Genomic DNA, 12,877 nt, shown 5'->3' with positions numbered 1-12,877 from the left:
ACGGTGGTTCGCTCACCTTTAAGGATGCACTGCTCATATATCCTCCTAGAGACACATTTCATCGTCTGAGGAGAATTTCCGTGAAGAAGCTGCAGGGCATCCCGACGATCTGCGCTGTCCTCGCGCTGGGGATTGCGGTGATGGTCTACCGTATTATCCAGTTCGACGGCCACAAGGCATTCACGTTCATCCTCCCCTTCGACCTGGCTATTTACCGCATGGCGGGCGAGGACCTCAACGCGGGCGGGCTGCTATACGACGCCCCTTATATCTACGAGTTCCCCTTCACCTACCCGCCGTTTGCGGGCATTCTTTTCCAGGTCCTGCCGTTCTTCAGCAAAGATGCTCTGACCATCCTCTGGCCGACCTTGATGTTCCTGGCAGTCCTAGCCATCGTGGTGATGATTTTCCGCGAACGCGGCGTAAAGCTCACGCCTGCGGCCATTCTTGTCGCGGTGTTGCTCACTGCGCTGACGCCGGCGAATGAAACGATGCATGGCTCCCTGTACTACGGCCAGGTCAATGTCTTCCTGATGTTCCTCGTGGCCCTAGATTTCTTGCCGCTGAAGCGCCGTCTGCCCGGCATCGGTATCGGTCTGGCAGCGGGTATCAAGCTCACGCCGGCCTACATGGGGCTGGCATTGCTCTTTGAGAAGCGCTGGTGGGCCGCTGTGGGCTCCGTCGTGACCTTCCTGGTCACCGTGGTTCTCGGCTTCATCTTTGTGCCGGATGCCATGAATTTCTGGACCGACGCCATGTTCAATTCCTCGCGCGTCGGCGAACATGCCAACCCTGGCGCAAAGTCGCTGCGCTCGCTCATGTTCCGCTTGTGGGGCATCGACGGCGGAATCCTGTGGCTGCTAGCAGTCTTGGTCATCTTCGTGCTCACGTGCCTGGCACTGCGCACTGCATACAAGCGCGGCAACCGTACTGCCGCCTTCGCGCTGACGGGTATTAGCACCTGCTTGGTCTCGCCCTTCTCGTGGTACCACCACTTCGTGTGGACCATCCCGTTTGTGATTATGGTTTTCGTGGCCGTCAACCAAGCGGTGGGCAAGCGCGTTAGCGGTAAGTTCGGCGAGCAGCTCGCCGCCCTTGCGGCGCTGGCTGCGCTCTTCGTGGTGTCCTTGCCCTTCATGTCGGTGCCGGTGTGGTTCTCCATGTCCTCAGCCAACCTCGACTCGATGACGTCCTTCCAGCCGTGGGCCACGTCCCTGTGGACGCTGTCCTGCATCCTCTTCATTGCCGGCTACGCCCTGTGGGGCTTCATCGCCCCGCGCCCGAAGGCCGGCACGGCAGTTCCGGCGTCGAAGGCTTAGTCCTCAGCCAGCGGCAGCAGCTGCTCCATCTCGTCCGCGGTCGCCTTAACCGGACTTAGGCCAATTTAGTGCGGAACAATCCCACCCCATCGCCGAAAACCACCAGGTAGCAGTGTCAAGAGTCACGTTGCTCACCCACCCAAGACCTAAGTCAGGCCACAATGACCGTTTCCGTAGAGCACTGCACGTCTCTTCCCAAACGGATTACCTCTTCGCTCCCCTCGCAATGCGCAACGTCTGCATCCCTTCATCGACATGCTGGAAGCATCTTACAAAAGGCGTCTGACAAAAGGCATCAGTCATAAGGCGTTTTCACGGCTGAAAACGCCATTTACTCATTGCAGATGGCGTTTTTAGACCCAAAGATGCCCTTTGCCAGATGCCTTTTACAAAACGCCCTCCCGCCTTAGGTCAATTTAGTGCGGAACAATCCCACCCCATCGCCGAAAACCACCAGGTAGCAGTGTCAAGAGTCACGTTGCTCACCCACCCAAGACCTAAGTCAGGTCGGCGGTTCCGGCGTCGAAGGCTTAGTCCTCAGCCAGCGGCAGCAGCTGCTCCATCTCGTCCGCGGTGGCCTTAACCACCTTCTGCCAGCTTCCGGTCTCCTGATACAGGCGGCGCTGGCGCTCATAGCCCGCCCCGCTGTCGATGATTTCCTGCACCAGCTGCAGCTCCTTGGCGCAGCCGAGCTCTTCAGAAAGCGGGGCCAGCTCCACCAGCAGATCCGCTAGCTCGTCTTTGACCCAGCGCTCATCCGTCGCACGTGAGGTGATGACCAACGCGTCCATGCCATAGCGCGCGCCTCGCCACTTGTTCTCCGCCACGTGCCACGGCTGGAGGGTGGGAAGCTGCTCACCGGCATCGAGCAGACGGTCGTAGTAGATGACGAGGCAGTGCGTGAGCGCCACGATGGCGGAGAGCTCGCGGAGGTTGGAGGTGGCGTCGGAAATGCGCACCTCCACCGTGCCCCACTTCGAGGCCGGACGGATATCGAAATGCATCGAGCCCGTGTGGTTAATGACTCCCGAAATGGCCTGGTCCCGCATGTAGGACTGCCACTGCGCCCAGTCTTCAAATTGGTAGGGCATGCCCGCGGTGGGCAGCTGCTGGTACAACATAGTGCGGTTGGAGGCGTAGCCAGTGTCGAGCCCCTCCCATGCCGGGGAGCAGGCAGAAATCGCCAACAAGTGCGGGTACTTCGTCATCAAGGCGTTGATGATGGGCCACACGCGGTCCTCGTGGCGAATACCCACGTGCACGTGCGTGCCCCACAGCAGCATCTGCTGCCCCCAATACTGGGTACGGTTGATGATTTCGGAATAGGCGGGCTTATCGGACACCGGGTTCTTCCGGAAGTCCGTAAAGGGGTGCCCGCCGGAGGCCCAGAGGCGGACGTCCATGGCGTCGGCCGCGTCACGCACTGCGCTTAGCGACGCCTCCAAGTCCCTCATCGCCTCCGGAACCGTTGCGCATACCCCGGTGACGAGCTCCACGGTGTTCTGGAGGAATTCCTTCTCCAAGTGGATGTCGGGGTGGGAGGCACGGACGGCATCAATAAGCTCGGCACCACGCGGTACGAGATCCCAGGTCACTGGGTCAACGAGTGCTACCTCCCACTCGACCCCGAGCGTGGGCTCAGAGGAGCGGGCGAACTTCTCTTCCGGAATATTCACCTGTCTATCGTATCTGTCAGGTGGATGAATCTAATAAGTTTTTATTCCTTAGGCCTGCGGAACAGCGAGGACCACGACGACAGCGTCACCCTTGGTGTAGTCGCCGGTCAGCTCGGCCGGGTACGGCGCGATGGCACCGCCCGGAACGTTGCCACCGTAGTACTGGGCTGCCAGTTCCTTGGCTAGGTTCTCTGCTGCGGCGTCGCCCTCCGGGAAGTAAATGGCGGTCTGCGGTGCGACGAGAACGTCACCGCTCAGGTTGCCCACTTCAGAGACGTTGAACTTCTCGGACTTAAGGCGCTCAGCCTCGTCGGCGGCGTAGTTGGCGCGGCCGGAGTTGTTATAGACGTTGACCGGGATATCTGCCTGCTGACGGTCAGGGGCAGCACCTCCCTCCGCGCGGTTACCGGCTTCAGCATCCTCGCCTGCCTTGGCATCATCGGCAGCCTTATCTGCGCCTTCTGCGCGGTCCGCGCCCTCAGCACGGTTCGCACCGTCGGCGGTATCAGCACCGTCAGCGGTGTTGCCGCTCTCGGCAGCATTCTTCTGACCACTGGCCGCGCCGCCTTGGTTCTCGCCTTCGGCACCGCCGTTGGCGGGGCCGGTGACTGCGGCGTCGTTGGCACCCTCGGAGGCGACATTCTCGGACTTATCAGAGGTCATGGCGTAGAGCCCCCACATGCCGAGCATGACAGCCACGGCGATGAGCACCATCGCGAGGCCACGCACGGGCAGCTTGGGCGCAGGCGCAGCGGAGGAAGCGGGCGAAGCAGAGTTTTCCGGATTCACATTAGTCACACAGGAAACTCTAGTAGCCAGTTGTGCTGGTGCGGCGCATTGCCACGCGTGGCGTGCCTAGTCGCCAGTAGCGCGGGCAGCGCGGCGGACGTCCTCGCGGGCGTCGCGAAGCCGGCGCAGGCGGGTAACGAGGAGGGGGTAGGAAGAGTGGGCCGCGGGGACGTCGAGAAGCACGTTGAGACGTTGGTGATAACGCACCGGCGAGATGTCCAGCTGTGTGCGGATAGCCTCCTCCTTGGCGCCGATATCGCGCGGGGCGTGGGACTCGAACTCCAAAATGGCGGCGTCTAGGTCTGACAGGGACTGCATGCTTAAACTGTATGTCATGACTATTCGTCCCATCGTTATCCACGGCGACCCGGTCCTTCACAACCCGACCGAGCCGGTGACCGAAGCCATCGATTCGCCCGAGCTGCAGGAGCTCATCGCGGACATGCACGAGACCATGGATGCCGCGCACGGCGTGGGCCTGGCCGCCAATCAGATTGGCGTGAACAAGCGCCTCTTTGTCTACCACTGCCCCGACACTGACGGGCCTGACGGCACCGAACTACCCGAGGGCGGCATGCGCCGCGGCTGCGTCATCAACCCGGTACTGGAAACCTCCGAGATTCCGGAGACCATGCCCGCCGATGACGGCTCCGACGACGAAGGTTGCCTCTCCGTTCCGGGTGAGGGCTTTCCCACCGGCCGTGCGGACTGGGCGCGCGTCACTGGCAAGAACGAGAAGGGCGAGGACATCTCCATCGAAGGTTACGGTTTCTTCGCCCGCATGCTGCAGCACGAGACCGGCCACCTCGACGGCTTTGTCTATACCGACGTTCTCACCGGCCGCTACAAACGCCAGGCCAAGAAGACCATTAAGCGCAACGGCTGGACTGAAGCCGGCCTCACCTGGTTGCCGGGCGAGGACGAGGACCCCTTCGGACACGACGACTAATGTCCCGCATCTTCCGCTCCGATGACGTCTCCGTGGGCGAGCGCGTGGTGGCCCGGCGCGATTTCGGTGACGTGCACAGCGACGTGATTGGCCATGTATTGAGCCTTGATCCGCTGATCATCCGCCCGCAGGAGGTGGGCGGCTACCCGTCGTCGCTCGACGCCGTGGAGATTCCGCCGGAGCAGCTGAAGATTATTAAACGCCTCTCGCCGCGCACGGTACGCAACTCCGATATCCGCGCCGTCGAAGTCGCCACTGCGGCTGCCTTTCCCGGCAAGGAACATGCGTGGACCTCTGATGGGCAGTGGCTCATGCGCGCGGGCGATGGCGTCACGGGCCGTTCCAACTCGGCGGTGCCACTCGGCCCGTCTGCAGGTTTCCTGCCTGTACCCATTGCGGAAATCGACGCTTTCTACGACCGCCACGGGCTGCCGACGCGCTTGGCCATCCCGGAGCGCATCGGGAAGTCCGCCGAGAAGCTCGTTGAAGCCGAGCCGGATGGGTGGTGCTTGGAGCCAGAGATCCTGGTCATGGTCCGGAACCTCGAGGATCTGCCGGAGCTTTCCGACGTCCACTTTGTCATCGATGAGCAGCCCGATGATGCCTGGCTTGACCTGTATCATTTCCGCGGCCAGGCGCTCCCGCCGCTCGCGCTGGAGTATCTGCGCAGCCACATTGAGGGCACGATGGGCTTTGGTCGGCTGCTCTCTGATACGGGCGAGACCATTGCGATTACGCGCGGCACGCTCACCGAATCCGGCGATGGCACGGTGTGGCTGGGCTATTCCGCCGTCGAAGTGGCTGAGGGTTGGCGGCGCAAGGGACTGGGCACTGCTTTGGGCGCACACATGCTCGCGTGGGGCAAAGACAACGGCGCGCAGAAGGCATACTTGCAGGTGATCTCGGACAATACCGCGGGTATCAGGCTGTACGAGAAGCTTGGCTTTATTGAGCAGCATCGCCACCGTTACGCCTGCCGCGAGCTTCTAGTACCCTAAATCACATGCGTATCGCTACGTGGAACATCAACTCCGTCCGCACCCGCGCGCACCGCGCGGTGGACCTGCTGGCCAAGCACGACATTGACGTGCTCTGCTTGCAGGAGACCAAGGTGACGGATGAGAAGTTCCCGCGCGAACCTTTCGAAGAAGCCGGCTATCACGTCACGTGCCACGGACTGAACCAATGGAACGGCGTGGCCATTGTGTCTAAGGACGAGCCGGAAGAGGTCCAGACCTTCTTCCCCGGGCAGCCAGGGTTTCACAAGGACCCAGCAAAGGAACAAAAACGTGAGGCTCGGGCGGTGTCCGCACGCATCCGCGGGGTGGAAATCTGGTCGCTGTACATCCCCAACGGGCGCGAGATTACGGACCCGCACTACGACTACAAGCTGCAATTCCTCTACGCACTGGCACGATACGTGGAAACCCGCGCGCAATCGAAGCTCCTTCTCACCGGTGACTTCAACATCGCTCCGCGCGATGAAGACGTGTGGGACATCAGCCTCTTCCGCGGCAAGACGCACGTCACCGAACCGGAACGCGCAGCTTTCCAGATGCTCGAGGAAGCTGGCCTGGAGGAGGTTACGCGCCGCTTTACGGAGAAGGAGCGCTGGACATACTTCGATTACAAGTCACTGCGTTTCCAAAAGAACGAAGGTATGCGCATCGACTTCCAGCTAGCCAGCGAACCACTCGCTCGCCTCATACAGGGCGCCCAGGTGGACCTAGTAGAGCGCGCTGGCGATAAGACCTCAGACCACGTGCCGCTCATCGCAGACTTCGACGTCCCCGATTTCGCTTCAGTGCGCTAGGCGCTCTCAACACTCATGAGCCTCAATATCGATCTCTCCGCCTGGCAACTGGCGCTGCTGATCCTTGACTACGGCATCAAGATCATAGCCATCGGTGTCGTGCCGGAAGGGCGCCGCCCATCGAGCTCCACTGCCTGGCTGCTGGCTATTCTCGTGCTGCCCCTCGTAGGCCTGCCACTCTTCTTGCTCATGGGCTCGCCGTACATCAACCGGCGGCGCCACCGCATCCAGCAAGAGGCTAACGAGCTCATCAGTGACGTCACCGCCTCCACCCCCAATCACCCGGAGGGCAGGCTTTCCCCCGAAATCGAATCGCTCATTCAGCTCAACCGCAACCTCACCGGCCACCCGGCACTCATCGGCCACAATAAGGGGCTCCATGCCTCTTATGACGAGGCCATCATGGCCATGGCCCGGGCCATCGACCGTGCGGAAAAATACGTGCTCATTGAGATTTATATCCAATCCTGGGATGAGGTCACCGACGTCTTCTTCCAGTCGCTGAAACGTGCCCGCGAGCGCGGCGTAGAGGTCAAGCTGCTGCTGGACCAAATTGGCAGCTACAAGTACAAGGGCTACCGCACGCTGGGCAAACGCCTCACCGCCATTGACGTGGATTGGCGCCTCATGCTTCCGCTACAGCTCCACAAGGGCCGCTTCCGCCGCCCCGATCTGCGCAATCACCGCAAGATCGTGGTCATCGATGGCCACACGGGCTTCTTGGGCTCGATGAACATCATTAAGCGCCAGTACAAAACCAAGAACCGCGCATGGATCGACTACATGGTGGAGCTCACCGGGCCGGTCGTGACCTCGCTGGCCGCAGTGTTTGCGGTGGACTGGTATCTGGAGTCTGAGGAACAGCTCTCCCTCGACATGCAGCCTTATGACGACGCCATGACGGATGACTCCAACCACCTCCAGCTTGTTCCCTCGGGCCCTGGCTACACGACGGAACCCAACCTGCGCATGTTCAACTCCGTGGTGCACCACGCCAAGGACAAGCTGATTTTGTGCTCGCCGTATTTCATCCCGGATGAATCCCTCCTCGAAGCCGTGACCACCGCCTGCTACCGCGATGTGGAGGTCGAGCTCCTCGTCTCAGCGAAGGCCGACCAGTTCATGGTCAACCACGCACAATCCTCCTACTACCAGGCCCTGTTGGAGGCAGGCGTGCGGATTTTCCAGTTCCCTGAACCTTTCGTGCTGCACTCCAAGTTCATCCTGGCGGACCCCAACCTCCCAGGGCGCGATCCACTGTGTATGTTCGGCTCCTCCAACATGGACATGCGCTCCTTCGGCCTGAACTATGAATCCACCATGCTCGTGGCCAAGGGCGATCTCATCGATGACTTCACCCAGTTGGCCACCAACTACAAGAAGGTCTGCCACGAGCTGACCCTCGAGGAGTGGAACAAGCGCGGGCTGCTGCGCCGCTACGTCGACAACGTCATGCGCCTGACCTCGGCGCTGCAATAGCGTGCGATCACGTGCCCAGTGCTCACACACTCGCCTTAGGTACTACTGGCGAGCATGGTGTCATACGTCCACACTTCTGCGGTTATTCCGGTAGCGCGCCTGTACAGCTCCCTTTCTGTCAAAATGCAAAGGTCCCCACCACCGACCTGCTGCATCATCAATTCCACCATCGTTTGGCCAGCTCGATGTTGTGAAATTAACTCAGTTATAAATTCCTTGTTCCACTGAAAGTCATGCAGTATCCACGGGGCTTGCCGTTGCGCGGTCAACTCGAGCATCTGCGAAAACTTTTCCGCAATAGCGCGCCTTACCTGACCATCCGAAAGCTGCGCAATATGATTTCCAGTTTCGATGACAGCAGTGATAGGCAAGATAAACCTAGAGTTTTCGGACTGACGCTTCGAAAAGTCGTTTTTCACTTGTTCTCGATCCTGGCTCTTTTTCGGAATCTCAAGCAGATTATCCAGAACCGAAGTGTCAATGAAGTAAACGCGCATCAGCCAATCCCAAAAAGCTTATTCAGGTTGTCAAAGCTAGCCTTCGTATCGGTGTCATCGACCAATTCGCCGGCAGTTACAGCAGCTCCCAGACTGTGTTTCGAAATAGAGTCCACGAAATCCGGTAGTTCCACCAATGGTGAAAGTTCACTATTCCCGGTTTGCTCATCTCGATAACACACCGCAACCTGACCGTTAGTTTCACCAGAAATCTGATCCAAAATCGCGGGGCTATGAGTTGTTACAAGAACTTGAGAGTCATGCTTGTGTGCTGATTCGTTAAGCATGTGCATAACTCTTTGCGCCTGTGACGGGTGGAGACCGTTCTCCATTTCCTCGACGACGATTTGCGCTACGGCGCTTTCCACATCATCCCCGCGCGAAAGAGGCTGCTCGATATCCAAATCCCTGGGAGCTGTTTTTAAAGCTGTCGCGATCGCCAGGAAACGAAGAAGCCCATCGCTCATTTCACGTGCGGGTGTGCTTTCATGCCTTCCATCCGCAAAGTGCTCGACAAGAGTAAGCATCACTTCGTCCAGCTGAGTGTCAATAAAATCCAAAGTAGAGTCCACTCCGGTAACGTGTGCAGCCAACTGCCCTAAATCGCGGAAGGTTTCAGGCGAATCCTTTCGTAATTGCCAAAGTACCGCCGACAGGTTTTCGCCGCTGCGTTTGAGCTGAGCGTTTTTCTTCGCAACGTAGTTGCGCATAAGACTTGGCACCGGGTCGAGGTGAAACACAGATCGAAGTGCAGTACTCACAATCGATGCGCCCTTCAGCACCGAATTCTCCGCACGGTTTTTCCCTGCAAGAACTGCCTTTACCTGCCCAAGAATTAGACGGGAGTCCCGCATAAGTGTTGCTGGATTTGCGCCACGCTTTCCATTGAAAATCTCCGTATAAATCCCAGCGAGCTTATCTTCCGCAGGTTGGGTCTTAAAAAGTTCTGCTTCTTCAGTTCTGACCCCATTTTTTACGGAGTACCCTGGCCCCACCAGGCTTTCCTTAAGCACTCGCAGTTCCGGAAGCACCTGTATTTCTACGTCATAGCGAAAGATATCTTTTCCAGCTTCGACAGTGCAGCCCAGTTCAAAACTATCTTCGCCGTGTGGTGCACAGCCACGGGAGCCTCCTCTGATTGGTCCTGCGTGCGTCATACGTCCATCAAGAGCATCGCCGAGCTCCGAGCCCGACGATAACCGCGACAAAACCTCAAGCCCATCTAAGGCGTTCGACTTGCCGGAGCTGTTTAGACCTGTAAGAAAAGTCACCGGATGTAGTGTGAGTACGGCATCGTGAAACGATTTAAACCTGCGCAGTCGCAGCTCGGCAAGGCGGGGAGTGGACATGCCGCTCATGATACACATTTGCGCTGGCAATCATGGTCCTCAAGGTGACTCTCGTAATGCGGAGCGCGGACACTTTCCGCCACCAAAATCAGTCTCGCCACGCCAGAAGTCAACCAGCTAGACGAGAGGAAGTACAAAGCCCAAACAGAGACACAAATCCGCAAGCTACCATGCCAAGCGCCATGGTCTGCGCCGGATTAGATCCCAAACCCATAAGGGGGCTGACCACGCTGGCCAGCAGGGATTGGCCAAAGCCCATAATGGCGGACACGCTGCCGGCGCGGGAGCGCATCAGCCCGGTAGCCAAGGCGGTGGCGTTGCCCATGATGAAACCCGTCGGCGCGATGCAGGCGAAGAGCACGATGAGGGATAGCCACACCGGCGCGCCCACCATTACTGTGAGCAGCAACAGCAACGCGCACACCACGATGCCGCCGACACCAATGCGCAGCATGAAGGCCGGGGAGACGGAATCCATTGCGCGCGAGTTCACCAGCGTGGCAACAAAGAGCCCCACGGCATTCACACCGAAAATCAGCGAATACGTCAGGGGCGTAAAGCCCCACTGGTCCTGGAGGACAAAGGCCGAGGCGGAGATGTAGCAGAACATCGAGCAGAAGCCGAAGGCCATGGTGACAAGGTAGGCCCAAATCCGGACGTTGGTGATCACTGCCCAGTAGTTGCCTGCAACCGTGCGCGCCAAGCTTGACCGCGCAGCACCGGAACGCGGACGGGCCGTCACGGTCTCGGGAACAATGGCCCAAGCCAGAATCAGCTGCAGCGCATGAAGGCCGGCAAGAACCCAGAAGATGCCGCGCCAGCCCAGCGGCTCCGCCAGCATACCGCCCAAGACCGGGGCCACCGCCGGGGCAATTCCTTGCAGAGCCATGAGCAACGAATAGGCTTTCGCCGCGGCGGCACCGTGGACGAGGTCGGGCACAATAGCACGCGCGAGCACCACGCAGGCACCGCCGCCGAGGCCCTGGAGCACGCGAGCGATCACAAGGATGATGGCGCTGGGAGCAAGGGCTGCCAGCACCGAGGCAGCTAGGGCTAACGCTGCACCACTCAACAACAGTGGTTTGCGCCCGATGGCATCAGACAGCGGCCCCATAAGCAGCTGGCCCACTCCCATTCCGATGAAGAAACCTGAGATGGTCAGCTGCACCATGGAACGGGTCGTGCCGAGGTCAGCCACAATCGCCGGCATGACCGGCAGGTACATGTCCGTCGCAAAAGGCGCTGTTGCGGACAACAGCGCCAAGGTTGCAAGGAGGGAAAAGGGGATCACGCGTCGCGGCGCTCCACAGCCACAATGCCGAGGATCCACAGGAGCAAAGCCCAGCCGAAGAAGACGACCGCATTCATGCCGACGCTATCCCAGGGCGCGGAGTCCTCCACCACGTCCATGGTCCAGTTGGTAAAGGCAGTAAAAGGCATGAAGTGAATCATCTTGTCACCGACTACCGGCAGGAAGCGCACGGTGTTCTCAATGCCCATGTAGAGGATGAGCGAAATCGCGACGGTACCCGCGGTATGGCGTAGCAACCATCCCAAGCCCTGGACAAACATGACCGCGCCGAAGCCAGCGACGGGCAAGGCCCACAGCAGGCGCTGAGCGCGTTCATCCGAGAAAGGCTGGAAAGCCTCTGCAGCGGATTCGTTGGTGGTCATATCAGCCAAGACAAAGATGTAGACCGCACCGAAAAACAAGATGAGCGCTGCGATAGCTCCATACAGAAGCAGCTTGGCCAGAGCCACCGTCCAGCGGTTGGGATTGGCCATGAACGTCACGGTTTGGGTCTTGTGACGGTACTCAGTGGTAATCACCATCGCGCCCTGAATCATGAGAATCGGCACGATCAGCACCAGGAGAATCGCCGCCAGCGCATTCGGCTGCAGCGGGCTAATGCCCAGTACAGCCACACCCGCATTAAGCGAGTTGAGCAAGGTCCAGCCCGTGATGATGACGAAAATCAGACCAGTGGTCCACCAGAAGGACTTCGTTGTGCGCAGCTTGGTCCACTCAGCATGCAGCGTATTAAGAAACATTGGTGGTGACCTCCTTCTGGGCCTGATACTGCACCGCATCCGTGGTCATCTTCATAAAGGCCTCCTCAAGGGAGGCGCGGTGCAACGTGAGCTCGGTCAGCGGCACTCCAGTGGAGTAGGCCAGCTGGCCCACGAAGTCAGTGGTCTGATTCGGGATAACCAGAGTTGGGCGCTGCTCCTCATCAGTAGACGTAGAGAACGCCACCCCGGCCTCTTTCAGCGCAAAGCCGAATTCACGCAGGTGTTCCGATCGCACAATAACTGAGGCGGAAGAGTTGTCCTTGACAAAGTCATAGGTGCGCTGGTTCGCCATCAACCGCCCACGCCCAATGACCACAAGGTGATCCGCAGTTTGCGCCATCTCCGACAGGAGGTGAGAAGAAATAAGCACCGTGCGGCCTTCCGCAGCAAGCGCGCGGACGAGGGAGCGCACCCAGCGTATACCTTCCGGGTCCAAGCCGTTAACCGGCTCATCCAGGATCAACACACCTGGGTCGCCCAACAATGCCGCGGCCAAGCCAAGGCGCTGGCCCATACCTAGGGAGAAGCCGCCGGCTTTCTTACCGGCGACATTGGAAAGCCCCACGAGCCCCAGCACCTCATCCACGCGGGAGGTCGGGATACCGTTGGACTGTGCCATCCACTTCAAGTGGTTAGCGGCGGAGCGGTTGGCGTGGACCGCTTTAGCGTCGAGAAGCGCGCCCACCTCCCGCAACGGGTGCTTGAGCTCACGATAGTGCTTGCCATGCACCAAGGCCGTACCCGCTGTGGGGCGGTCAAGGCCCAGGATCATCCGCATGGTCGTTGACTTTCCGGCACCGTTTGGCCCCAAGAAGCCGGTTACCTGGCCCGGCTCTACTTGAAAGGTGAGGTCATCCACGGCGCGAACAGACTTATACTGTTTTGTCAGTCCGGCTACTTCAATCATGACCTACAGCGTGCCACAGCTTCCTG

General features: G+C 59.5%; 13 protein-coding genes. 5 read left to right on the top strand and 8 right to left on the bottom strand.

The annotated features are described in order from the left end of the window. The first annotated feature begins 80 nt into the window (after nt 1-80). Nucleotides 81-1,319 carry a glycosyltransferase 87 family protein gene (locus NX84_RS11810; protein ID WP_039676829.1) on the top strand — a complete coding sequence of 413 codons (1,239 nt, stop codon included), beginning with the start codon at nt 81-83 and terminating at the stop codon, nt 1,317-1,319. 530 nt (nt 1,320-1,849) lie between these two features. Here the strand turns inward: NX84_RS11810 and NX84_RS11805 are convergent. The 3 genes from NX84_RS11805 to NX84_RS11795 are packed head-to-tail and all read right to left on the bottom strand — an operon-like array spanning nt 1,850 to nt 4,102. Further along, entirely contained in the window at nt 1,850-2,995 is a 1,146-nt protein-coding gene (locus NX84_RS11805) for a glutamate--cysteine ligase (RefSeq protein WP_039676828.1), read from the bottom strand. 48 nt (nt 2,996-3,043) lie between these two features. Next, nucleotides 3,044-3,793, bottom strand: coding sequence for a LytR C-terminal domain-containing protein (locus NX84_RS11800; RefSeq protein ID WP_039676826.1), 750 nt, complete (start codon nt 3,791-3,793; stop codon nt 3,044-3,046). Between the two features lie 57 nt (nt 3,794-3,850). After that, the gene (locus tag NX84_RS11795; RefSeq protein ID WP_039676825.1) at nt 3,851-4,102 is read right to left on the bottom strand and encodes a DUF3263 domain-containing protein; all 252 of its coding nucleotides are present in this window, start codon (nt 4,100-4,102) and stop codon (nt 3,851-3,853) included. A gap of 16 nt (nt 4,103-4,118) precedes the next feature. On the opposite strand from NX84_RS11795, the gene NX84_RS11790 reads away from it, so the two are divergent. Genes NX84_RS11790 through cls form a run of 4 tightly spaced genes read left to right on the top strand, consistent with a single transcriptional unit; the run spans nt 4,119 to nt 8,025 of the window. Beyond that, on the top strand, nt 4,119-4,733 hold the full coding sequence (locus NX84_RS11790) for a peptide deformylase (protein WP_039676856.1): 615 nt from the start codon (nt 4,119-4,121) through the stop codon (nt 4,731-4,733). Beyond that, nucleotides 4,733-5,731, top strand: coding sequence for an N-acetylglutamate synthase, CG3035 family (locus NX84_RS11785; RefSeq protein ID WP_039676823.1), 999 nt, complete (start codon nt 4,733-4,735; stop codon nt 5,729-5,731). Before NX84_RS11790 ends, NX84_RS11785 begins: the two co-directional genes overlap by 1 nt. A gap of 5 nt (nt 5,732-5,736) precedes the next feature. Further along, nucleotides 5,737-6,546: an exodeoxyribonuclease III gene (locus NX84_RS11780; RefSeq protein WP_039676820.1), complete on the top strand. Its 810-nt coding sequence runs from the start codon at nt 5,737-5,739 to the stop codon at nt 6,544-6,546. Between the two features lie 15 nt (nt 6,547-6,561). Then, nucleotides 6,562-8,025, top strand: coding sequence for a cardiolipin synthase (gene cls / locus NX84_RS11775; protein WP_039676818.1), 1,464 nt, complete (start codon nt 6,562-6,564; stop codon nt 8,023-8,025). A 35-nt stretch (nt 8,026-8,060) separates the two neighbouring features. On the opposite strand, the gene NX84_RS11770 is transcribed toward cls, so the two are convergent. The 5 genes from NX84_RS11770 to NX84_RS11750 all read right to left on the bottom strand — a co-directional run bounded on the left by NX84_RS11770 (nt 8,061) and on the right by NX84_RS11750 (nt 12,851). After that, complete coding sequence (locus NX84_RS11770; RefSeq protein ID WP_039676816.1) at nt 8,061-8,522, bottom strand: hypothetical protein; 462 nt, start codon at nt 8,520-8,522, stop codon at nt 8,061-8,063. Further along, a complete protein-coding gene (locus NX84_RS11765; protein ID WP_039676855.1) occupies nt 8,522-9,871 on the bottom strand; it encodes an AAA family ATPase in 1,350 nt (449 codons plus the stop codon). The genes NX84_RS11770 and NX84_RS11765 overlap by 1 nt, the downstream gene beginning before the upstream one ends. A 109-nt stretch (nt 9,872-9,980) precedes the next feature. Then, nucleotides 9,981-11,162: a multidrug effflux MFS transporter gene (locus tag NX84_RS11760; RefSeq protein ID WP_039676815.1), complete on the bottom strand. Its 1,182-nt coding sequence runs from the start codon at nt 11,160-11,162 to the stop codon at nt 9,981-9,983. After that, a complete protein-coding gene (locus NX84_RS11755) occupies nt 11,159-11,923 on the bottom strand; it encodes an ABC transporter permease (protein ID WP_039676812.1) in 765 nt (254 codons plus the stop codon). Before NX84_RS11755 ends, NX84_RS11760 begins: the two co-directional genes overlap by 4 nt. Continuing rightward, complete coding sequence (locus tag NX84_RS11750; protein ID WP_039676811.1) at nt 11,913-12,851, bottom strand: ABC transporter ATP-binding protein; 939 nt, start codon at nt 12,849-12,851, stop codon at nt 11,913-11,915. The genes NX84_RS11755 and NX84_RS11750 overlap by 11 nt, the downstream gene beginning before the upstream one ends. Between the last annotated feature and the right edge of the window lie 26 nt (nt 12,852-12,877).

This window comes from Corynebacterium minutissimum (assembly GCF_000805675.1).
GTDB classification, from domain to species: domain Bacteria; phylum Actinomycetota; class Actinomycetes; order Mycobacteriales; family Mycobacteriaceae; genus Corynebacterium; species Corynebacterium minutissimum.
This window is presented reverse-complemented; position numbering and strand designations above follow the sequence as displayed.